Annotated in this window: 22 protein-coding genes and 1 riboswitch; of the genes, 10 read left to right on the forward strand and 12 right to left on the reverse strand. The window is 52.9% G+C overall.

What is annotated here, in order from left to right:
- The first annotated feature begins 33 nt into the window (after positions 1 to 33).
- From ACIPDS_RS11060 to cspE, 3 genes are all read left to right on the forward strand, one after another.
- Entirely contained in the window at positions 34 to 324 is a 291-nt protein-coding gene (locus ACIPDS_RS11060; protein WP_400735390.1) for a YebO family protein, read from the forward strand.
- A gap of 739 nt (positions 325 to 1063) precedes the next feature.
- On the forward strand, positions 1064 to 1180 hold the full coding sequence (locus ACIPDS_RS11065) for a DUF2627 domain-containing protein (protein ID WP_073971150.1): 117 nt from the start codon (positions 1064 to 1066) through the stop codon (positions 1178 to 1180).
- Positions 1181 to 1222: 42 nt separating this feature from the next.
- Positions 1223 to 1432: a transcription antiterminator/RNA stability regulator CspE gene (gene cspE / locus ACIPDS_RS11070; RefSeq protein WP_001062678.1), complete on the forward strand. Its 210-nt coding sequence runs from the start codon at positions 1223 to 1225 to the stop codon at positions 1430 to 1432.
- A gap of 108 nt (positions 1433 to 1540) precedes the next feature.
- Here the strand turns inward: cspE and ACIPDS_RS11075 are convergent, their stop codons facing one another.
- The gene (locus tag ACIPDS_RS11075) at positions 1541 to 2341 is read right to left on the reverse strand and encodes a DUF1460 domain-containing protein (RefSeq protein WP_400735405.1); all 801 of its coding nucleotides are present in this window, start codon (positions 2339 to 2341) and stop codon (positions 1541 to 1543) included.
- A gap of 185 nt (positions 2342 to 2526) precedes the next feature.
- Here ACIPDS_RS11075 and rlmA point away from each other — a divergent pair, with 185 nt between their 5' ends.
- Positions 2527 to 3324, forward strand: a complete 798-nt coding sequence (gene rlmA / locus ACIPDS_RS11080; protein ID WP_400735407.1) for a 23S rRNA (guanine(745)-N(1))-methyltransferase — start codon at positions 2527 to 2529, stop codon at positions 3322 to 3324.
- Here rlmA and mntP read toward each other — a convergent pair.
- The 5 genes from mntP to manX all read right to left on the reverse strand — a co-directional run bounded on the left by mntP (position 3321) and on the right by manX (position 7482).
- Positions 3321 to 3890, reverse strand: a complete 570-nt coding sequence (gene mntP / locus ACIPDS_RS11085; RefSeq protein ID WP_166513648.1) for a manganese efflux pump MntP — start codon at positions 3888 to 3890, stop codon at positions 3321 to 3323. The genes rlmA and mntP overlap by 4 nt on opposite strands.
- 18 nt (positions 3891 to 3908) lie before the next feature.
- A riboswitch (yybP-ykoY riboswitch) is annotated at positions 3909 to 4073 on the reverse strand.
- Between the two features lie 198 nt (positions 4074 to 4271).
- Positions 4272 to 4730: a DUF986 family protein gene (locus ACIPDS_RS11090; RefSeq protein WP_400735409.1), complete on the reverse strand. Its 459-nt coding sequence runs from the start codon at positions 4728 to 4730 to the stop codon at positions 4272 to 4274.
- Positions 4731 to 4785: 55 nt separating this feature from the next.
- On the reverse strand, positions 4786 to 5640 hold the full coding sequence (locus ACIPDS_RS11095; protein ID WP_166513650.1) for a PTS mannose transporter subunit IID: 855 nt from the start codon (positions 5638 to 5640) through the stop codon (positions 4786 to 4788).
- A 12-nt stretch (positions 5641 to 5652) separates the two neighbouring features.
- Positions 5653 to 6453 carry a PTS mannose transporter subunit IIC gene (gene manY, locus ACIPDS_RS11100; RefSeq protein ID WP_400735411.1) on the reverse strand — a complete coding sequence of 267 codons (801 nt, stop codon included), beginning with the start codon at positions 6451 to 6453 and terminating at the stop codon, positions 5653 to 5655.
- Positions 6454 to 6513: 60 nt separating this feature from the next.
- Positions 6514 to 7482 carry a PTS mannose transporter subunit IIAB gene (gene manX / locus ACIPDS_RS11105; RefSeq protein ID WP_400735413.1) on the reverse strand — a complete coding sequence of 323 codons (969 nt, stop codon included), beginning with the start codon at positions 7480 to 7482 and terminating at the stop codon, positions 6514 to 6516.
- A 455-nt stretch (positions 7483 to 7937) separates the two neighbouring features.
- Between manX and yoaE the strand changes: the two genes are divergently transcribed.
- Positions 7938 to 9497, forward strand: coding sequence for a CNNM family cation transport protein YoaE (gene yoaE, locus ACIPDS_RS11110; RefSeq protein WP_400735415.1), 1560 nt, complete (start codon positions 7938 to 7940; stop codon positions 9495 to 9497).
- A gap of 111 nt (positions 9498 to 9608) precedes the next feature.
- Here yoaE and ACIPDS_RS11115 read toward each other — a convergent pair whose 3' ends face one another.
- The 4 genes from ACIPDS_RS11115 to pabB all read right to left on the reverse strand — a co-directional run bounded on the left by ACIPDS_RS11115 (position 9609) and on the right by pabB (position 14759).
- On the reverse strand, positions 9609 to 11156 hold the full coding sequence (locus ACIPDS_RS11115) for an EAL domain-containing protein (protein ID WP_400735417.1): 1548 nt from the start codon (positions 11154 to 11156) through the stop codon (positions 9609 to 9611).
- Positions 11157 to 11292: 136 nt separating this feature from the next.
- Positions 11293 to 12657, reverse strand: a complete 1365-nt coding sequence (sdaA, locus tag ACIPDS_RS11120; RefSeq protein ID WP_400735419.1) for an L-serine ammonia-lyase — start codon at positions 12655 to 12657, stop codon at positions 11293 to 11295.
- Between the two features lie 165 nt (positions 12658 to 12822).
- A complete protein-coding gene (locus ACIPDS_RS11125; protein WP_400735421.1) occupies positions 12823 to 13401 on the reverse strand; it encodes a CoA pyrophosphatase in 579 nt (192 codons plus the stop codon).
- Positions 13402 to 13403: 2 nt separating this feature from the next.
- Complete coding sequence (gene pabB, locus ACIPDS_RS11130) at positions 13404 to 14759, reverse strand: aminodeoxychorismate synthase component 1 (protein ID WP_400735423.1); 1356 nt, start codon at positions 14757 to 14759, stop codon at positions 13404 to 13406.
- A gap of 91 nt (positions 14760 to 14850) precedes the next feature.
- Here pabB and ACIPDS_RS11135 point away from each other — a divergent pair, with 91 nt between their 5' ends.
- On the forward strand, positions 14851 to 15057 hold the full coding sequence (locus tag ACIPDS_RS11135) for a YoaH family protein (protein ID WP_400735613.1): 207 nt from the start codon (positions 14851 to 14853) through the stop codon (positions 15055 to 15057).
- 13 nt (positions 15058 to 15070) lie between these two features.
- Positions 15071 to 15790: a phosphodiester glycosidase family protein gene (locus ACIPDS_RS11140; RefSeq protein ID WP_400735615.1), complete on the forward strand. Its 720-nt coding sequence runs from the start codon at positions 15071 to 15073 to the stop codon at positions 15788 to 15790.
- Between the two features lie 30 nt (positions 15791 to 15820).
- On the opposite strand, the gene ACIPDS_RS11145 is transcribed toward ACIPDS_RS11140, so the two are convergent.
- Positions 15821 to 17812, reverse strand: coding sequence for a heparinase II/III family protein (locus ACIPDS_RS11145; RefSeq protein ID WP_400735425.1), 1992 nt, complete (start codon positions 17810 to 17812; stop codon positions 15821 to 15823).
- Positions 17812 to 19050, reverse strand: a complete 1239-nt coding sequence (locus ACIPDS_RS11150) for an alginate lyase family protein (protein ID WP_400735427.1) — start codon at positions 19048 to 19050, stop codon at positions 17812 to 17814. Before ACIPDS_RS11150 ends, ACIPDS_RS11145 begins: the two co-directional genes overlap by 1 nt.
- Positions 19051 to 19576: 526 nt before the next feature.
- Between ACIPDS_RS11150 and ACIPDS_RS11155 the strand changes: the two genes are divergently transcribed.
- Genes ACIPDS_RS11155 through ACIPDS_RS11165 form a run of 3 tightly spaced genes read left to right on the forward strand, consistent with a single transcriptional unit; the run spans position 19577 to position 22668 of the window.
- Positions 19577 to 20866 carry a sugar ABC transporter substrate-binding protein gene (locus ACIPDS_RS11155; protein ID WP_166513661.1) on the forward strand — a complete coding sequence of 430 codons (1290 nt, stop codon included), beginning with the start codon at positions 19577 to 19579 and terminating at the stop codon, positions 20864 to 20866.
- Between the two features lie 11 nt (positions 20867 to 20877).
- Entirely contained in the window at positions 20878 to 21819 is a 942-nt protein-coding gene (locus ACIPDS_RS11160; protein WP_400735430.1) for a carbohydrate ABC transporter permease, read from the forward strand.
- A gap of 9 nt (positions 21820 to 21828) precedes the next feature.
- Positions 21829 to 22668, forward strand: coding sequence for a carbohydrate ABC transporter permease (locus ACIPDS_RS11165; RefSeq protein WP_166513662.1), 840 nt, complete (start codon positions 21829 to 21831; stop codon positions 22666 to 22668).
- The last annotated feature ends 2 nt before the right edge of the window (positions 22669 to 22670 follow it).

Genomic DNA, 22670 nt, shown 5'->3' on the forward strand with positions numbered 1-22670 from the left:
GGTAGAATAGATCGTTCCTTTTGAGGTGGTAAAATGAGTGATCTTGTAAGTTCTGGGGCATTAAATCTGGCCTCTTTGGCGTTATCCTTCCTGTTGCTGTTAGTGGGTTTGGTATTGTGGTTCTTCGTGAATCGCGCCAGCTCCCGCGCTAATGAGCAAATCGAACTCCTTGAATCGTTACTCGATCAGCAAAAGCGCCAGAATGCGCTGCTGCGTCGACTGTGCGAAGCCAATGAGCCTGAGAAAAAAGAAGAAGCGCCGAAGGCAGAAAACGTAAAAGAAGACAATGAAGACGATTTCATCCGCCTGGTCGCTGAGCGCTAGTCTCTTCAAAGAATGACGCCGTGCAGCCTGTGATGGGCTGCCGGAAAACCTTTAAAGCACCATTTCAGGGCAAGCCGCCCGTTTTCCCCTGAGCGTACCTTTCTGCATCACTGGGCAGTTGCCACTCTCCCATCATCCTCTTTTTACAGACTACATGACCGGTATGTCGCTGTTATCTATGCCTCATTCATCATTGCTATTCGACTACAGGATATATTATCCCTCGTATTAACATTGTAGCGGCGATTAATTAATCATCTAATTTGTTGTACATTATCTGCATGAAATGAGCGAAACGTTTTTATTGCGTGATGATGAGGCAATGTCACGAAACTTTCATTATTTTGGTGCAAACTCATTGCCGTTATTAAACGCGCAGTCGGCGTTTGATTATCAAACACCTGTAAAGCACTTATAACCGTTCGGCAAAATGGCGGGCAAAAAGTTATAGTGGAAATAGCACTAAGGATATAAAAAAAAGTTTCATAATCTGCCTTGCTCTGCGCGCAGCGCCAGTACGGCTACATGTTAAAAAAGTCTTACGTTACCGTAAGCTAGGTCACATTTAAGCCTGGAGCAGGCGGAGATGATAAGGCTTAAGTAGAGACGCTAATCCCTGTTCTCGCCAATGATTTTTTTGGATTTGTGCGGCTGATCGAGACACGTTTAAAAATGGCTTGCCATTAATTACGTTGTATGTGATAACACGTTTTGGGTTAAACGAGGTACAGTTCTGTTTATGTATGGCATTATCAGTAAAGAAGTCCTGAGTAAAAACGTTGACGTTGAATACCGCTTCTCTGCCGAACCTTTAATTAGTGCCGCATGCAGTCATGTCTCAGTTTTATCTATATGAAAACGCCTGCGGGCGCAGAAAACACTCTAAGGAATTTTGCAAATGGCAAAGATTAAAGGTCAAGTTAAGTGGTTCAACGAGTCTAAAGGTTTTGGCTTCATTACTCCTGCTGACGGCAGCAAAGATGTATTCGTACATTTCTCTGCAATCCAGGGTAACGGCTTCAAAACTCTGGCTGAAGGCCAGAACGTTGAGTTCGAAATTCAGGACGGCCAGAAAGGCCCAGCGGCTGTTAACGTAACCGCTATCTGATTCGACAATCACTGATCTTGCGGCGCGATAGCGCACCATCATCAGACATAAAGCCTCGCTAATGCGGGGCTTTCTCATTTTATGTGCCGCAGTCCGCAAACCTTCCAATCATTGAGCGCGTAGCACGACTATGCCTGGCTTTGTCCGCATGTATTCCAGCAACGGGGAATCCACGACTTTCCTTTTTGCGGCCAGCGAAGAGGCATTTCGGAAGAAGACATCCCCGTCCTTGCGGATAACAATACCCACATGGGAAACGTCCAGACCGTCAAGTGGCGAGTAGACGCCGACGTAATCTCCGGTTTTCAGCTGGTCCAGCACTTGCGAAGTAATGGCGTTTGCGGGAATAAAATTGATTTTCCGCGGATGAATGCCCAGCCCCTGGATGTATTCACTGCCATCCGCTTTACGGTTGAGTCGCTTTTCAGAGACGAGATAGTCAGGGCTGATAGTAGGCGTAATGTCCCGTGCATTGGGTGTAGGCGTTGCGAACCAGTCGGAGAAGAAATGTCGGCGGCTGAGATAATCAACCTTTCCGTCGATATAACGAACGTCCTTGAGATTATGCAAAAATGATTTTTCATCATGACTGCGAGCCAGGGCTTCAACGTAATCAATCAGGGTAAAGCAGTCGACGTTATTTAAATCTGCGACCAGCACTTCAGGGGTGTCCGGGCCACCGATGAGCGTATCAGCTTTGTAAGGCGTACCGAGAAAGGCGGAGGAGACCCGGCCGATGACTTCTCCATGCGCTTGACCTGAATAAGGGATGACATCAGCGCGGATAATCCGATTCACTTTTTCCGCTGTCATGGGGGCCAGATGGGAGGGGGATTTTTCTGTACTGGGGGCCGCACAAGCTGCCAGAGATGCCGACACCAGCAAAACGGCGCATGCCTTTGCTCTCATAACCTTCTCCTTATAAGGTAAAAAATACCTCTTTATCTTTCAGAGATAGGGTTTCTATTGATATCAAAAAACGCGCATGGTTAAAAACAGCGGTCAGAGAGAAGACCTGCCCAATCAATCCTGTTCTTTCTCCCTTGCCTGAATAGCGGTACACTTTCGCCCTTTGAGATCATGCCGGAGTCGTTATGTCCTACAGTTGTCCGCTCTGCCACGCGCCGCTAACGCGCAGCGGCAATAGTTACCTTTGCCCACAGCGTCATCAATTTGACCAGGCGAAAGAGGGCTACGTCAATCTCCTGCCAGTACAGCATAAACGCTCACGTGAACCCGGCGACAGCGCTGAAATGATGCAGGCGCGTCGTGCGTTCCTCGACGCCGGTCATTATCAGCCGCTACGCGACGCGGTGAGTGAAAAACTTCGTGCTATTGAGCCTGAAAATTTACTGGATATTGGTTGCGGAGAAGGGTACTACACCCATGCTTTTGCCGCTGAAGCCGGTCAGGCCTGGGGGCTTGATGTCTCAAAAACGGCGGTTCGTTATGGCGCTAAACGCTACCCGCAGGTGAATTTCTGCGTGGCTTCCAGTCAACGCCTGCCGTTTGATGACAACAGCATGGATGTGGTCGTTCGCATTTACGCGCCTTGCAACCCTCTTGAACTCAAACGTGTGGTGAAGCCTGGCGGCTGGGTCATTACGGTGACGCCGGGGCCACGACATCTCATGGAAATGAAAGGGCTTATTTATAGCGAGATACAGCTGCATGCGCCGCATTCAGAAGTCATTGAAGGCTTTAGCCTGGTAAACCATGATGCGCTGGCGTATCCAATGCAGCTTACCGGCGAAGAAGCCACAACGTTATTGCAGATGACGCCGTTTGCGTGGCGAGCAAAACCTGAGGTGTGGGAAGCGTTGAAGCGGGAAACGCAGTTTAACTGCCAGACGGATTTTGCGATTCACGCCTGGCAGCGAGAGGCCGATTAACCCGCAAAGTGGGCGTAAAGAATTTGTGCGCCAATGGCGATTAACACAATCCCGCCCAGAATTTCGGCTCGTTTGCCCAGCAGCGGGCCGATAAATCGTCCTACCATGATACCCAGCGTCGACATCATAAAGGTGGCGCAGCCGATAGCAAATGCGGTCGTGAGAATGTTGACTTGCAGGAACGCCAGACCGACGCCGACGGCCATCGCATCAAGGCTTGTGGCAATGGCGGTGGTGACAAGCAGCCAGAAGCCGTGACGACGCGGCGCTTCTTTTTCTTCGTCGTCATCGCCACCCCGAATCCCCTCCAGTACCATTCGTCCGCCGAGGAAGACCAGCAGGATGAACGCAACCCAGTGACTCCATGCCATGACAAACTGGCTTGCCAGCATTCCCAAACCCCAGCCGATAAGCGGGGTGAGCATCTCAATGACGCCAAAAATCAGGCCAGTGCGGAGCGCTTCAGAGAATTTGGGTTTATGCAGCGTTGCCCCTTTACCAATTGATGCAGCAAAGGCATCCATCGACATACCGAAGGCAAGAAGAATAGTGGCGGTTAAATGCATGAAGATGTCCAGACCGGGAAATTTCCATATGACACATTACTGCCCCCAGTAATCAGCAGTGAATGCATCTATGGTCTCGCTTGACTACTTGATGTAATCCGTACGCACCACGTTTTTCAACGAGTATGTTGACACGTACATTTCCAATAGGATGGAAATCAGCTACTCCCCAACGACGGACGCAACCTTAACATATTTTTAGAATATAAAACAACTGTTGTGCTTGCATATTTAAATGTTTGATGATAACGATTTTCATTTAGATTTTGCAGGTAATGAAAACGTTAATAAATAACAGGGAATAATGTTGGGTAAACATAGCCAACGCTATAACTACATTGTCTCAAAATAGCACAGTTATAGTATTGGCTATATTTCAACTCATTGAGAGTTAAGGAGAAGTTTGTAAATCCTTTCGAGGTCGTCAATATTCTTTACGCGAACCAGAAGACGCCGTTGTTCTAATTGCATGACCAGTACGCCATCTTCAGATAAATTCATTTTCTGGATGCGGCTATATTTTATCCACGCATTAGAAAAGAAGAATCCTTCGCTTTTAAAAATAATCTTTGGGCTGCGGATCCAGAATAGATAGAAGCCCATTAACGCCAGCGCACATAATAACCAGGTGGTAATTAATTCGCCGTGATGGGTCACATTGTTGTACACCAGAATGACAATCAGCACGACGAAGATCACGCTGTCTACTCGACCAGGGCGCAACAGGGGTACGGAGAGCAGGGTGGCGCCATGACGGCGGGGCATGATGAACTGGTCATAGATCGCGAAAGCGAGTAGTGCAACGATGAAAAGAACCAGTACCAGATCCGTTAATGTCATTAAGCCTCCAGATATAAAAAAGCCGGGGGCAATGGCCCCCGGCGTACTTCAGATATTACAGACCCAGCAGGCCGACAGCGTAACCTGCGATACCGATGACGAAGAAGCCAACGATGATCCACAGGGCGTTTACTTTCTTACGCAGCAGCCACATACAGGCGAAGGTCAACAGCAGCGGTACCAGACCCGGCATCAGCTGGTCAAGGATAGTCTGCACGGTGGTCACACGCGTCTGACCATCCTGACCGGTGATGGTTGAAACCACCAGCGGGATGTTCACGTGTGTCCATTTGTTCACCAGCGCCCCCATGACAAACAGGCCGAGGATAGATGCCCCCTCAGTCAGTTTCTGCAGGAAGCCGCCGCCCATATCGCTAACGATATCGATACCTTTACGGTAACCGTAAGCTACGCCGTAGTAACGGGTTGCTAAGCGTACCAGGTTGAACAGGATGAAGAACAGCAGTGGCCCAAGCAGGCTGCCGCTCATCGCGATACCCGCACCCAGCGCTGCGAATACCGGACGCACGGTACCCCAGAAGATTGGGTCGCCCACGCCTGCCAGCGGCCCCATCAGACCAACTTTGATACCGTTAATGGCAGCATCGTCAATCTCCGCGCCGTTAGCACGCTGTTCTTCCATTGCCAGCGTAACGCCCAGTACTGGCGCTGCAACATATGGGTGAGTGTTAAAGAACTCCAGGTGACGTTTGATGGCCTGTTTACGCGCATCGTTGTTCTCTGGGTAAAGGCGTTTGATTGCCGGTACCATTGAGAAGCAGAAACCCAGCGCCTGCATACGTTCGAAGTTCCATGAACCCTGGAACAGGTTAGAACGAAGGAATACGCCACGAATATCACTCGGGGTGAGTTTTTTCTCGGTGGTGGTAGTTTTAGTCATATCAACCATTTCGCTCACCTGTTAGTCCAGTTCGTTATCAAGATCGTTAGCACCAGCCGCTTGCGCAGGCGCGCCTGCAACGCGGTTATATTTCGGGCTCAGCTGGATGTAGAGGATAGCCATGACTGCGCCAATCACACCCAGAGCAACCAGGTTGAAGTTCGTAAACGCTGCGGTAACGAAACCGAGGTAGAAGAACGGCATCAGGTAGCCTGCGCGCATCATGTTGATGACCATCGCATAACCCACTACCACGATCATACCACCGGCGATGTTCAGACCGCTGGTCACGACTTCTGGAATCGCGTTCAGCATGTTCTGTACTTCGCTGGTGCCGACGGAGACAGCAACGATAACGGCAGGAATAGCAATACGCATCGCCTGCAGGAACAGGGAAGAGACGTGAATCCAGGACAGCGCCGTAAGGTTGCCGTTGTCGGCAGCTTTATCCGCTGCGTGCTGGAATGCCACGGTAATCGTACGAACGATAATGGTCAGAACCTGGCCGGCTGCCGCCAGAGGGATTGCCAGGGCGATACCTGCACCAATACCCTGATGACCTGCAATGACCAGAATGGTAGAAATGATAGACGCCAGTGCGGCATCAGGCGCAACGGCAGCACCGATGTTCATCCAACCCAGGGCGATCATTTCCAGGGTACCACCGATGATAATACCGGTTTTCATGTCCCCAAGAACGATACCGACCAGCGTACAGGCGACCAGCGGGCGGTGGAACTGAAATTCATCGAGTATTGATTCCATACCGGCAATACATGCGACGATGAACACCAGCACAATCTGAAGAGTGGTAATCTCCATTGTACTTCTCCTATTGCTTATGCAAACTTAAATGAAAGGCTAAAAACGGCGCCTCAGCGGTTATTTCGCTATCTTGGCAATCAGATCCATCATTTTCAGTCTCTGATCGGTAGAAACCTTACGCACTTCCAGCTCGATACCTCGGGCGTTCAGCTTGTTAAAGGCCTCAATATCCTTCTCATCGACGGACACAGCGTTATTTACCTGGGTTTTGCCCTGGCGGAACGCCATACCACCGATATTCACAGAGGTGATTTTCACGCCGCCTTCCACGAGACGTTCAACGTCGGTCGGGTTAGTGAACAGCAGCATCACACGTTCGCCCGCATACATCGGGTTGTTGTAAACGCGGATCATTTTGGCGACATCGACAACGTGTGCCGTTACGCCTGGAGGAGCAACCTGAGTCAACAACGTTTTACGCACGGTATCAGCAGCAACTTCATCGCTGACCACGATAATGCGTTTAACGTTAGTCTCTTTCGTCCAGCGGGTAGCAACCTGACCGTGAATCAAACGGTCATCGATACGTGCCAGACCGATAACCATGTAATCGTTCGGGCCCATCGGTTTTGCTGGGGCAGCGGCTTTTGGCGCAGCTGCAACCGGTGCGGCAACAGCTTTTTCAATCGGTTTTGCTTTCAGCGCTTTCACGCCTTCGCTACCGGTTTCAACCGCCAATGCAACCAGCTCATCAAAGCTTGGGTTATCGTCACGCGCCATGAAGGTCTCGACCAGCATCGGTACGTTGACGCCTGCAATGACTTCATAGTTTTCTTTGTCAACAACAATGCGGCTAGCCGCGTTGAATGGGCTACCGCCCCAGGTGTCAACAAGGAACAACACGCCTTTGCTGGTATCAAGCTTTTCCAGCTGCGCGGTGTATTTTTCGATTAACGTTTCTGCATTCTCGCCAGGCACGAAATCGATCCAGCCAACGTTTTCCTGCTCGCCTAACAGCATTTCTGCCGTTTTCAGCAGTTGTTCTGCTGCCCAACCATGTGTGCCTATTACAATAGCAATCGTCACTTGCTACCTCCTGTTATTATCATGTGTATCAGGTTAACTGATACAATTTGAGCCGATTTCGTTACCGAATCGATTCAGACAAGGGTTAGAGAGATAAACCAATAATTACCGAGAATTATTTTAGACAGTGAAAGAATAATTAATGTGATGAAGATCCGTAATTTAGTTAAAGGGTCGCAATTATTTTGCGGTGTAAAAAATCACCTTACATTTTGCAAAGACTGGTAAATTTTTGCCAGAATCACGGTTATTTTTGGTATGTTAACGTTTCGTTTAATAACACAGGAGTATAGGGCATCAGCCCGAAGTATGGATCGTCACCGACGCCTTTTCGCATCTGCCCGCTTGTGCGGCACACCTCCCGGCATCTCGCGCCACACTGTTCTATCGTCAGGTATCGTCACGCTTAAACATGACATAGCGATGACTCGTCTTGTCTCTCGTTGGAGTGATTTATGGAATTGCTAATGGATCCGCAAATCTGGGTCGGGCTGTTCACGCTTGTTGTGCTGGAGATTGTTCTCGGTATTGATAACCTGGTGTTTATCGCCATTCTTGCAGACAAACTTCCGCCAAAACAGCGAGATAAAGCCCGTCTTATCGGCCTGTCTTTAGCGCTGATTATGCGTCTGGGGCTGCTCTCGGTGATTTCCTGGATGGTGACATTGACCGCGCCGCTGTTTAGCGTGTGGGGGCACACCTTCTCTGGCCGAGACATGATTATGCTGGTCGGTGGTCTGTTCCTGCTGTTTAAAGCCACGACGGAACTCCACGAACGACTCGAAAACCGACAGCACGACTCTGGTCATGGGAAAGGCTATTCCAGCTTCTGGGTGGTCGTGGCGCAGATTGTCGTCCTCGATGCGGTGTTCTCGCTGGATGCGGTGATTACAGCGGTCGGCATGGTGAACCATCTGCCGGTGATGATGGCAGCAGTGGTTATCGCGATGGGTGTGATGCTCCTGGCGTCAAAGCCGCTGACCCGTTTCGTCAACCAGCACCCTACGGTTGTCGTGCTGTGTCTGAGCTTCTTGCTGATGATTGGCTTGAGTCTGGTGGCCGAAGGGTTTGGCTTCCATATTCCGAAAGGCTACCTGTACGCCGCGATTGGCTTCTCGATAATTATCGAGCTGTTTAACCAGATTGCACGTCGTAACTTTATCCGCCACCAGTCGACGATGCCGCTGCGTGCGCGTACGGCAGATGCGATTTTGCGTCTGATGGGCAATCGCAAACCGGTCTCTTCCGCGGTGGAAGAAGGTCATGTGACAAACGTTCCGGTACCGGAAGGGGCGTTCGTTGAAGAAGAACGCTACATGATAAACGGCGTACTGACGCTGGCCTCACGCTCGCTGCGCAGTATTATGACGCCGCGCGGTGAAATTAGCTGGGTGGATGCGGATCTCAGCGCGGATCAAATCCGTGAACAGCTCCTGTCGTCGCCGCACAGTCTGTTCCCGGTCTGCCGGGGTGAGCTTGATGAGATTGTCGGTATCGTGCGGGCTAAAGAGCTGCTGGTGGCGCTGGAAGCGGGGGAAGACGTGCTGGCGTTAGCGGCAGCCTCCCCGGCGATAATCGTGCCGGATACGCTGGATCCTATCAACCTGCTGGGCGTTTTACGCCGCGCGCGCGGTAGCTTCGTCATGGTCACCAATGAATTTGGTATGGTGCAGGGGCTGGTGACGCCGCTTGACGTTCTGGAAGCGATTGCGGGTGAATTCCCGGACGCCGATGAAACGCCGGAAATTGTTGCCGATGGCAACGGCTGGTTGGTGAAAGGTTCCACCGATTTGCATGCGCTGCAACAGACGCTGGGGCTGGAAAATCTTGTTGATGAAGACAATGATTATGCCACTGTCGCAGGGCTGGTCATTGCGGTCAATGGGCAAATCCCGCTGGTCGGTGAAAGCGTTGAACTGCCTGCCGTGCAGATCACCGTGACTCAGGCCAATAACTACCGTGTCGATCAGGTGCGTGTAGTGAAACTCGTTTCAGCACACGACGAAGAAGAGTAACAGCGACCGGTAGCCCGGGCGAGGCGTTTTACGCCGACCCCGGGGATTGGCATCCGAGCTTCCCGGCGTCGCTTTGCGCGGCCGGGGTGCTTCCCGGATCCGTTAGAATATCTATTGTTCTCGCTCCGCCAGCCACTGAGGAAATTCCTCAATGCGCATAGGATGTGCAAACCAATATCCCTGTAACAGATGAACGCCATGTTGCTGCAAGTAACTCGCTTGCTCCGGCGTCTCCACCCCCTCTGCCACCAGTTCAATATTCAATCGTTGCCCAAGGGCAATAATCAAATCCGTCACTGTCGAGTTCACCGCATCGGTGCCAATCGCCTGGGTAAAGGATTTGTCGATTTTCAACACGTCCGGGTGCAGCATTTCCAGCCACGACAGTGAACTGTTGCCCGTACCGAAATCATCTATCGCCAGCTTGATTTGTTGATTCCCCAGCTCGCTGCGCATCTGATAGTTCACATCGTGCAGCGCTTCGCGCTCGGTCAACTCAACGGTTAACTGCTGAATCGGCTGGAAGTTAAACCAATATGGCTGTAGGTCTTGCAGCAAGCGCCCGTTCTTGAAATGCGCCGCTGCAACGTTAATGCCTATCTGGAAGTTGGGATCCTGAGGGAAAAGATGCAGCCGTTGCGCCGTTTCGCTGATCACATAGCGTGTCAGCGGAATAATCAGGTTCTGTGTTTCGACAATCGGAATAAACACGTCCGGCTCTATCCAGCCCACGCGGGGGTTATGCCATCTAAGTAGAATTTCTACGCCGATGCAGCGCTGCATCCGCGCATCCATCTGCGGCTGGCAGTACAGGCTGAACTCTTTTCGGGCGATGCCCATGCTGATTTCACGCGTAAAGCTCAGGCGGCCCGCAGTCACCAGCCAGGCAATCCAGGTAAACAGGACGCTCATGATGATTGCGAGCGGCAGTTCTGACAACAAGTTCTGCAGCGCTAAGCGTTCCGGGCCCGGACTTAATACGCTAATACTAAAGGGAAAACGTGCGGATTGCTGGCTGTAAATCTTATCGTTTGCAGAAACTAAGCGGTCGGTGATCCCCGTCTCATGTTGAAAATAGAGCTTCCCCACGTTGAGGCTCATCTGGTCAATCAGCGGCGGCGAGGACTCGAGAATAATATTACTGATTAAGTCAATATTGAGCGAGGCGAGCACCCCGTCCTTACCATCTGCTGAGGCGGGAAACCACTGGATGAGGATCGGCGTACCCTTTAGCAAAGAGTGATCGGTGGTGAGCTCCAGCAGCGGCGTGCGGCTGGGTAGCTGCGCCTGTAGGGAATGTATCGCCACATCCCGTTTACCTAGCGCGCTTGAGCAGTACAGCTGGCCTGATTTCACCAAGGCGATAGAGCGGACGGTTTGCAACGCGACCGCCAGTTTGCGCAACGGCAAATGAATCGCTTCGCAAGGCTGCCCAACCAGCGCCAACATTTCAGCACGCTGCGTTTGCAGCGGAATCAACAGGGTATCCATTCGGTCAATGGAATGGCGGATAAGCGAGTCTATCTGATTCTGATTTATACCGCGCTGTGAAATAAATCGGGTGCCCAGCGTAATAGCAAAAGCACAGACTGCGACAATCACACAAACGGCGATTCGCTGGCGTAAATACTTCCTGATAACCCATTGTGCATTTCGCATGTCCGAAGCTCGGTTCAGAGGTATTGATACTGAAAATATCAGTGACGATAAAGCAAGTGTAGAGGGAAGAGAGAATAGTGAGAAAAAAGAGATAAATAAATCACCCACCCGTATCACGGGTGGGTGGAATGGCGGATTAGTCGCACTGCACCTTAATGGCCAGACCGCCGCGAGAGGTCTCGCGATATTTGGCGTTCATGTCCTTACCGGTTTCATACATGGTCTCAATAACTTTATCGAGCGACACGCGCGGTTCGCTGGTACGACGCATCGCCATACGCGAGGCGTTAATCGCTTTCACCGACGCAATGGCGTTACGTTCAATGCACGGCACCTGCACCTGACCGGCAACCGGATCGCAGGTCAGCCCCAGGTTATGCTCCATGCCAATTTCTGCCGCCACGCAGACCTGCTCTGGGCTGGCGCCCAGAATTTCAGCCAGACCGGCGGCCGCCATAGAGCAGGCAACGCCAACTTCACCCTGGCAGCCCACTTCGGCCCCGGAAATCGATGCGTTCATTTTGTACAGTGCGCCAATGGCCCCGGATGCCAGGAAGTAACGGATATAGATTTCCGGTGTAACGGGTTCGATAAAGTGATCGTAGTAGGCGAGTACCGCAGGAACGATCCCACAGGCGCCGTTGGTTGGCGCCGTCACCACGCGGCCACCGGCGGCATTCTCTTCGTTAACCGCCAGCGCAAACATGTTAACCCAGTCAACCACGTTCATCGGATCGTGAGACAGTTTATCGCTTGCCACCAGTAAACGACGTAACGCTGAAGCGCGGCGCGGCACGCGTAGCGGCCCTGGCAGAATCCCTTCGGTATTCATCCCACGATCGATACAGGCGCGCATGGTCTGCCAGACGTTGCCAAAATAGTCTTCAATCTCTTGCTTACTGTGCAACGCCAGTTCGTTTTGCATAACCATCCCGGACAGCGACAGCCCGGTTTCTTTGCAGTAGCCGAGCATTTCAGTGGCGGAAGCAAACGGATAGGGCACCTGCACCGCGTTGCTGGCTTCTTTACCAAAGTGCTCTTCATCAACGATAAAACCGCCGCCGATGGAGTAATAGGTTTTGCTGTAGACGAGCGTCTCACCCGCCCAGGCGTGGATCTGCATGGCGTTTTCATGCAGCGACATATTTTCGCTACGAAAACGCATACCGTCATTGGCGGGGAAATCGACTTCGACGCGGCCTTGTGCCAGCAATAAACGCCCGCGAGTTTCGACATCGCGAATAAAAGCGGGAATGGCGTCAATATCAACGGTATCCGGCTGGTTGCCCGCCAGACCCATGATAATAGCGATATCCGTATGGTGGCCTTTACCGGTGAGGGACAGTGAACCATAGACGTCGACGGCAACGCGCGTCACGTCATCTATCAGTCCCTTTTCGACCAGATCATCGACGAACTGTTTGCCAGCCTTCATCGGCCCTACAGTATGGGAAGATGAGGGACCAATCCCCACCTTAAACATGTCGAATAGACTAATCACTTTAACACTCCTGAACAGGGTTGCCGCGCCGTTGCGGCAACGATGTAATAACTGCGCATAGTGTATGAGGGAACCCGGAAATCGGCTTAACTATTCACATGAATTTAACTAATGAATAGCCTTGGTTTTACTAATGCAGAACACCGATGACCATCATAAGTATAGTCAGGGTTTCAGACCCACCTGTAGTGCCAGCTCACGAATGATGCCTGCGGTCATGCCCCAGACAAAATAGTGTTGATACCACGACAGCCAGACGCGGTGAGAATTGCCCCGGCGATGGATATCCAGCGGATGATAACGCCCCAGGCGCAGCGCTTCCGCAAGCGGCATCTCGAAAACAGAAGCCACCTCGTCTTCACAGGCGTGATAGTGCAGGTCGGGCGGGATGACGCCGAGCACCGGAGTGACCTGAAAACCGGTGACGCTGTCCACGGGAGGCAGTACGCCAATGATATCCACGCATTCCGGTGGAATGGCCACCTCTTCGTGGGCTTCACGCAGGGCGGCGGCAATCAGTGAAGCATCGCTGCTGTCCACCGCACCGCCGGGAAACGCCACCTGCCCGGGATGTTTGCGCAAACGCGCGGAGCGCTGCGTCAGCAGCAGGCCGGGCTGCGGGCGGCGGACTATCGGAATCAGCACCGCGGCCTGACGAGCATTTAACGCAGTACGGGTGGCCTGCGGGCGCAGTAGCTGAAAACGGGAAAGAAAATCATCCAGATCCAGCGCGTTGACGTCCATGGTTATGACTCCAGTTGCGATAAGATACGATTCACTTTATCAAATGTTTCCTGATATTCAGCACCTTCTTCACTGTCTGCGACCAGGCCTCCGCCTGCCGAACAGTAAAGCGTTCCTTCTGACGCCGTGACGGTACGGATAGTAATGCTGGTGTCCATGTTGCCGCAGACGCTCAGGTAGCCAATGCTGCCACACCATGCGTTGCGTCGATGGGGTTCAAGCTCGTCGATAATTTCCATCGCCCGCACTTTCGGCGCGCCGGTAATCGAGCCGCCGGGAAACGCCGCGCGTAACAGATCGGTGGCGTGAAGCTCGGCAGGCAGCGTTGCGGTAATGGTGCTGACTAAATGGTGCACCGCCGGGAAGGGTTCAACCACAAATAGCTCCGGCACCCGGACGCTGCCCGGTACGGCGACGCGGCCAATGTCGTTGCGCATCAAATCGACAATCATCAGATTCTCTGCGCGATCCTTCGCGGAATGGGCCAGACGATCGGCCTGTTCGGCATCAGCTATTGGGTTGTCTAAGCGCGGTAACGTGCCTTTAATCGGCCGCGTCTGGATTTGGCCTTGCTCAAGCTGAATAAATCGCTCAGGGGAGAGGCTCAAAATGGCGCTGTCATCGAAACGCAAAAAGGCGCTGAACGGCGCGCGGTTAGCGCGATTCAGGCGTACAAATGCCGCCCATTCATCCCCTTCATAGGATGCCTTAAAGCGTTGCGCCAGGTTGACCTGATAGCAGTCGCCGCTTTGCAGGTAAGCCTGCACCTGACGGAATTTTTCACCGTACTGCTGGCGACTCATGTTCGACTGCCAGCGTGAAGTCAGTGCGAACGGCAGGGCGGTCGGCGCACGCTGCGCCTGTAACCATTCCAGACGCGCATTCACGTCCGTGTAACTTAGCAGAGTCACGACCTGTCGATGATGGTCGACAATCAGCGCCCAGTCGTAAATGCCAACCGCCATATCCGGCACGCTAATATCCTGAGCTGCCCATTGTGGCAAACTCTCGAAACGGCGTCCAAGGTCATAACCCCAAAGCCCGACGGCCCCGCCAATAAACGGTAGATCCGAAAGCGGAGTGTCGCTAAACGAACAATCCTCTAGCGCCTGTTGCAATAAGCGTAACGGGTCGTCATGAGAGGTTTCGGTTTTGTCCGCATCGCTGACTACGGTGATATCACCGTGCGTGACAAGCGTTTTACACGGTTGTGCCACGACAATATCGTAGCGGCTGTGCGGATGGTCTGCATGGCCGGAGTGCAGCAGCATCGCCCACGGCGAGGCGCTCAATGGCGCAAAATAGACTTCTGCGGCGTCGGGTTGCCAGGGAAGTGTCAGGGTTGAAGGGAGTAACATGGTTTTTCAATCAAGCCTTGTCTGTGCCGCCTATGGCGAATATCCGGGCAGCATGGAATAATAAGCGCCCACAATGTAGCAGGAGTCAATGATGTTTGCAGGATTACCTTCACTAAACCATGAACAGCAGCAAAAAGCCGTTGACCGCATTCACGAACTGATGGCGCAAGGGATGCCGAGCGGGCAGGCCATTATGATCGTGGCCGAAGAGCTTCGCGCAAACCACACCGGTGAGCAGATTATTGCCCGTTTTGAGGATGAAGATGAAGACCCGGCCAGTGAAGACGAGGACGAGTAAGCCAGTCGCGCGCTTGTTGAAATCTTTGCCGCTGGCGCTGGCTATCATGCCTGCGTTAGCCGCCGCACAGACCTCCTGTCAGCTGACCGATGCAACCCTGACGTTACAAAGTTACACCGCCGATCCCCACCAGGAACGCATTGCCATGTACTGGCGTAAACCCGATGGCAAGGATTATGGTTCCTTGCGTGCGCTGCTTTCCACCATCAACGGCGACGGTCGCGTACGGATGGCGATGAACGGCGGTATCTACGATAAAACCTATGCACCGCTTGGGCTGTATATCGAAAAGGGCCAGCAAAAGGTGGCGGTGAACCGCGCTTCCGGCGGCGGTAATTTCTTTATCAAACCCGGCGGCGTGTTTTATCTGCGTGGCGAGCAGGCGGGTATCGTTAGCCTGGATAAGCTTAAGTCGACCAAAGGCATGGATTATGCCGTTCAGTCCGGCCCGATGCTGATTGAAAACGGCGTTATCAACTGGCGGCTCAAACCGTCGGCCACCTCGCGTAAGCTGCGCAACGGCGTTGGCATTAACGCGCAGGGGAAGGTGGTGTTTATGCAAAGCGCTCGGGAAACCAATTTCTATGATTTTGCTTGCTACGCCAAATCCCGGCTTAACGTGCAGCAGATGCTCTATCTCGATGGCACCATCTCTAAAATGTACCAGCAGGGCGGCAGCGTGCCCTGGCAGTACTATCCTTTCGTCAGCATGATAACCGTTGAAAAACGCTAAAGACGCCTTCCGCTGCCAGAAGGCGCGGCCCTAGAAAATCACATCCGGCAGCTGTGCAGGATCGTCGTCCAGCGTGACGTGAACCACCTGCTCGCCGCGCCAGAAAGAAACCTGCGTCCCCACGGACGTATGATGCACGCTCACTTCGGTTAACGGGGCCGATTTCGCCAAATCCCACAGACAGACAAACCGCGCCTGCGGCAGGTGATTGCGCAACACCAGATAGCTAAGATCGCTGATGGCCGGATTATCCGCAGCCAGCCCCTGCCACAGCTCACCGTCTCCAGCCAACCACAGCGCCACCGTATTACCATTGCGTGAGAAGTGGCGCGGCTGGCAGCCGTGCAGCGGCGTCATGGTAGAGTCGGTCATCTGCCGCAGCGGCCCGCTTAGGGAGAAAGGCTGCGGCGTGCCGCTTTGATCCAGCGCCTGTGCCGCCAGATGGAGCGTCCAGTCGAGCTGCTGACGATGCGGGTTTTCCACCGTCGACAGGTCGATGAGCACATCGTCCAGCCACAGTAAACGGCGGCGAAAGCGGACATCGCGCCAGGCATCAACGTCCCACTCTACCCGCGAATGGCTGTTCAGTTCCGGTGGCGGTTTACCCCAGTCAACTTCCGTATCCAGCCAGAGATAATCCTCGCCCATATGCCAGCCCAGCACGTCCGGGGTCGCCGGAGGCTGGTTGGTCTGATTGACCGTCAGCGTATTATGGGTCGCGCTGTTTTTATAGTAGTCATAATGCATCCGGGCACCGTAACCGGTGGTGCCCAAGTCCGGCAGTAGCCAGCCATCGCGCTGCCATAGCATCAGCCCCAACCGGTCATAATGATCGTGCTCACCGCCCCACGGACTGTGCTTAATTAACAGCGCATGCTGCGGTCGGCGCCAGAGGGTGATACCGGCGCCGGGGGCAAACAGCGACTCGTGCGGGATCAGCGCGGGCGTGGTTTCCGGCAGCGGCCTGTCGCGCCATAACAGCGTTTCACGCTCGTCAGGCATCTCATCGGTAAACTGCAACACGGCGGCGTACTGCGGGTCGTGCCAGATAAACCAGGCAAACTCGTAGAGATCCCGGTGGTGCAGTTTCTCCTGCCCGGCAAGGCAGTCGTTCAGCCGTGGGAAGGTGCCATCCGGCAGCAACAATGCGAGGGGAAACTTGAGCATCGGCTGATACCACGGGCCATCAATCAGGCTCCAGCGGGTGCCACGGGCCAGTTTCTCGAACGCGAAGAATCCTTGTAGCGCGTAATAGTGGTAGTGCACCGACCCTTCAAACCACAAACCTTCCGCCAGCAATCCATGCTCTAGCTGCCAGCGCAGACCGTAGGGTTGATTAACGGCAAACTCCAGAAGTTCTTCATCTTCAAGGACAAACCCGAGCACGGCGAGCGCGGCGCTGATTTTCACCTCGTGATTATGAATCTGCGGGCTGCGATGTTTACGTAAAAACGTCGCCGCGCAGCGCAGCAGATTTTCGCTGATATGCTGCCGCTCACTGAATGTGACGCTGTCACGAATAAAATCATAGCCCAGCGCCATCTCCAGAATACAGTTCGCTTCGCATAACGTCTGGGCATTCATTTTGCCCGGGCCGTTGTGGGGAATATCGCCATGAATTTCATAATCGGGATACACATCCGCATAGCCCATCAGCAAGGTGCGGACTTTATCGCGATAGCGTGTTTCTCCGGTCAACTGCCACAGTAGCCCCAACTGCTGGCAGGCGCTGGCGTTGCGCCCGTTCATCTCACGCCACCACGCGCCGTCCCACGGCTCGCCGCTAAAAATCTCACCGTCAACCGGGCAGGCGTGCTGATCAGGAGCGTCCGCCTGCCAGGTAAGCCGCACCCCATGGTGCGGGCAAAAATAGTACAGATTCCAGCTCGCAATCCCGGTTTGCGGGATACGAACGGCGGCGTCAAGCATCGGTTGTGCACTCTTCACGAGCTGTTCAATCAGACCGTTATTGCCGGCTGCACGTCTGGCAATGTCGGGCCATAGCCCAGAAAATTGTTTCATCAGTGGTTATCCTTGACCTCTGCCGATGCCGAAAGCGGCGCGATAAGCGTGGTGATATCGTCGGGATATTTTGCGCGCAGCCACTGTGCTTTTTCGCGGAACAACTTGTCATCCGGCCAGGCATGGGCGGCGGTGGCAATATTACGCAGCGCTTTTTTATCATCCATTTTGTCGAGGTCTTTCCACGGCCACGGCGTATCGCTATTGATAAACCCGGCGATGTACTGATAGCCCTTGCGCAGGCTATGGTCGTCGAGGGTAAAGTTCCAGATATTGACGCCCGCTTTTTCGCCCAGACGCCCCAGACGGTTGTAGGCTTCAAGATTAAAGTTGCTGTAATGCCACGGACGCGTGCGCTCAAGCTCCGCCATCTGGCGACCTTCGATATCAAACTGTCCGGCAATGCGCCGCAGCTGGGTGACATACAGACGCTTTTTCGCCTCGTCGGTTTTGCCGCTGAACAGGGCAAAAGTGGCAGCCTGCATATCAAAATAAGTCCCGTGATTGTTATGCCAGTTTTCTTCCTCAAAACCGTTCTGGCTGGTGGTCATCCAGTGATAAAACTCGCCGAACCACGTTTTAAGCTCCGCCACTTCAGACTCGCTCAATGCGCCTGAAGATTGCAGCAGGGCGATGGCGTCCACCACCTCAACCAGCGCCCGGCTGTCGATAATGCCAATGCCGCGTCCGGTATTTATGCCCGGGATCGCCTGGGCGTATTGCAGGTTTGGCGTCATGCGCGTTTCTGGATTCAGGAACCAGTTTTTAATCTGCTCGGCGGCTTTATGCGCATAGCGACTGTCATCAGAGAAATACCACGCCAGCGCCAGAGTGGAGACGTCGTTACTCATCTTCACCAACCGATTTTTATCGGTGGCATCGCTGTTGGCGTCCGGGTTGGTTTGACCATCCTTACGGATGTACGGCAGCCCGTCTTTGGTATTGGGATCGGGCCACCAGTACGGCGGGAAACTGTAATAGTCATGCTTGTTGCCGCTGGCGGCGACCAGCGTTTTATCCATCACCGAAAACAGCGGGTGCTTCAAGGCGAGGTCGGCTTTTTTTAACAGCGCGCTTTGTGCCTGGACAAAAAGGGGATCTTTGGCGGCTATTTGCTGGCGGCTAAACGCCAGATCTTTACCATCAAGGGTATAAGGCTCGGCGGCGTACAGCGATGTGCTTAGGCCGGAACACAGTAGCGCAAGCGCTAATATTCCAGGGCGAGGTATTGAGTTCATCGTGATAACCCTTCTGCAAATAAGAGAAAAGATAACAACACAATTATACCTGCCGCGTATTTTAGAGGCATAAGAGACAGGCGGTTTAATTAAAAATAAAGTGTTTAAGAAAGCGATGCCGTGCAGTGTAAAAGACAAAGTGATTTTTTTTGTGATGAACATCAAGCTTATTGGTATGAATAAAAAATGACGTATTTAATGCAGCGTGAGTCACAGAATTTAGCGTTTTTCTATTTTTGTTGATAAATTTAACAAATTGCGGAAAATATCATCATATTGATTTTAAAGGGTAAAATATCTAAGTCACTTTTCTTGTCACTTTTCAGTGTGATCTGATTCAACTTTTTGATTTTTGAAATGCAATTTCTTTTTTGTGTGGTTGTATTAGAAAATACATTTCTATTTAATGATTGAAAATAATTTTTACGCATCTTGTATTAATAACAGAATGCTATTCATTTCATTTGAAAATGCATTTATTGCGAATTTAATTACCTTTGTGCCCAACAATAAAGGATATGCAATCATGTCTGCGAATAAATTACGTTCATTATTACTCCTTTCCGCTCTGGGGCTTGGCATCGGGCAGAGCTACGCCGCCACGACCCTTAACGTCTGGATCCGCGCAAGCAACGATTCGAAAAATATTTACAAGCAAGAGGCCGAGAAATTTGAAGAAAAAACCGGCATCAAAATCGAATACTTCAACGCGACCACTGACTTTGAGCAGCGCCTGGCGCGAGCCACGGCGGGTAACGCGCTGCCGGATCTGATTTTCAATGATGCCGCCTCGCTTGGGCAGTTTATCCAGCTTGGCATTGCTGAGGAAATCGACCCGAAAGCGATAAACGGCGGCGACCAGCTGTATCAAACGGCCTGGAACAGCACCCGCTATATCGACGGCAAATACTATGGCGTGCCGACCTCAGCGCAAACTTTCGCCCTGTTCGTGCGCAAAGACTGGCGTGAAAAGCTGGGCTTACCGTTGCCAAAAAGCTGGGATGATATCCAGACCCTCGCCAAAGCCTTTACCACACAAGACCCGGACGGCAACGGCAAAAATGATACCTACGGTTTTATCGTCCCGGCATCGACGACGCGCGGCTACGCCAGCTGGTTTATGAGCAGCTTTATCTGGCAGGCCGGTGGCGATTTTGTCAGCGACCATAACGGTAAATTCAGCGCCTCGCTCAACACCCCCGAAGTGGCACAGGCCATGACCTTTATGCGCACCATGATGTGTGAAAAGGTCACTCAGCCGGGCGCAATTAACGCCACCACCGCCGATGTTATTCCGTCATTCCGTTCAGGCCAAAGCGGCATGTTCTTCAGCGGCCCGTATCACATTGCGCTGTTTGATAAAGACCCTGGCAAAGACAACTTTGAGGTTGTGCCGGTAGTGGGGCCGAAAGGCGAGGCTACCCTCGCGGAAGGCACCACGGTCTTTATGATGAAGAGCAGCAAGCAGAAAGAGGCCGCGCGCCAGTTTGTTGAATTTATGATTTCCCCGGAAGGTCAGGAAATTGGCATGGGCAAAGGGAGCAAACATATCCCGGTGGTTCGCCTGCCGGTGAATAAGAACGTCGACGTCAAAGCGGTGTATCAGGATGCGCGTTGGGAAACCTTCGCCAAATTGTACAACGAGCAGGGCCGCTATGTGCCGCAGATCCCTAACTGGACGCCGGTACGTCAGGTGGCAGCCGATGGCTTCAACCGCATCTTTGCCGACTGCAACAGCGACATTTCCGCCGAGCTGAAAACGATTGACGGCAAGGTCAACGCTGAGCTTGAAAAACAAAACGTGCTGGCTAAGTGAGGAAACGCGTAATGACTCTGCATGAGACGAAGTCCGCGCCGCTAAAGCAAGCCGCTTCGCCTGACGCGACCGGCTGGCTGACGGCCAAACGCAAGCGGGCGCTGATCCCCTGGCTGTTCCTCGCTCCGGCGCTGATTATTTTTAGCTGGTTTAAGTTCATCCCGATGATTCAGGGTCTGGTGATGAGCTTCTACAAGGTTAACTTTAATGAGCCCAACGAGTGGGTTGGTTTTGCCAACTTCACCCGCGCTTTCGGCGACGTTGAACTGCATGCAGCGGTGGTTAACACGCTGCTGTACGTGGTGGTGACGATGTTCGCCGCCGCCATTCTGGCCTTCTTCCTCGCGATGCTGCTGGAAGGCCCGGCGCGCCATCTGCGCTTTATTCGTACCGCCATTTTCTTACCGGCGGTCACCAGTGCAGCGATTGTCGCTGAAATGTGGCGCATTCTGTTCAACCCGACACCCAACGGGGTAATGAACCACATTCTGAGCTGGTTTGGTGTCGCCGATCAGGGGTTCCTCGCCAGTTCCGACCAGGCGCTGTGGGTCATTATGTTGCTGCACATCTGGAAAGCGGTGCCGTACAACATGGTGATTTTCATTGCCGGCCTTGCGGGGATCAGTCGCGATTTATACGACGCCTCGAACGTAGACGGTGCCAACTGGTGGAACCGCCTGCGCTACGTCACGCTGCCTGGGATGATCCCGGCGCTGTCGGTGGTGCTGATGCTCTCCTTTATCCGTGGTTTCCGCGTGTTTGCTGAGGTGTACGCCACCACCGGCGGCGGGCCGTCTAATTCGACGGAAATGGTCATGACCCACATCTATAAGCTGGGCTTTGAGCAGTTTGACTATGGCTACGCCTCGGCGGTGTCTTTCCTGTTATTCACCTTCACGGTGCTCTTAACGATTTGTCATCTGACGCTGAAAAAGCGTATCGCACGCTACTAAGGAGCCGTGATGTTAAGTAAACGTTGGGATACCGCAGGGCGCTGGTGTATTTACGCGTTACTGCTGATTGTCTTTGTCGGGCCGTTCTGGGGCATCGTGGCGACCGCTTTTAGCGGCGCGCCGGTAAAGCCCGGCGAGCTGTTAGCCTGGCCAAATCAGTTCTCATTCGACAACTTTATCTTCGCCTGGATGGATATCGGCGTCTGGCAGTACCTGCTGAACTCCATTCTGGTGGTGTTCTTCGGCACCATCCTCCAGGTGTCCGTGAGCGCGCTGGCGGCCTATGCGCTGGCCCGTAAGAAGTTTCGCGGCGTGGCGCTGGTGAGCCTTGTGATTTTGTCGACCATGATGCTGCCGGAAGAGGTTATCGCCATTCCGCTGTACATGATTATCAACTGGCGGCTGCCGTTTATCGATGCATCGCTGTACAACAGCTACCTCGGGATGATTCTGCCGGTGGTGGGCTGGGCGTTCTCCATCTTCGTGCTGACCGAATTTATGTCAGCCATCCCGAAAGAGCTTGAGGAGGCGGCGCGTATTGATGGCGCGAACGAATGGCAGATTTTCTTCCACGTCATTCTGCCGCTGGTAAAACCAGCGCTCGGCACGGTGGTGACCTTCGGCTTCATTATGATTTGGGACCAGTACCTGCTGCCGCTGATTGTGGTTAACCAGGACAGCCTGAACACCATTCCGGTGATCCTCGGCACGCTGCGTACCGATGAGAGCATCACGCCGAACATATTTATCGCCATTACGCTACTGGCGATGCTGCCAAGCATCATCGTCTATCTGGGTCTGCAAAAACATTTCAATCGCGGGATTATGTCCGGCGCGGTCAAAGGATAAGG

The organism is Kluyvera sp. NPDC087067, assembly GCF_044745165.1.
In the GTDB taxonomy this organism is placed as follows: Bacteria; Pseudomonadota; Gammaproteobacteria; order Enterobacterales; family Enterobacteriaceae; genus Kluyvera.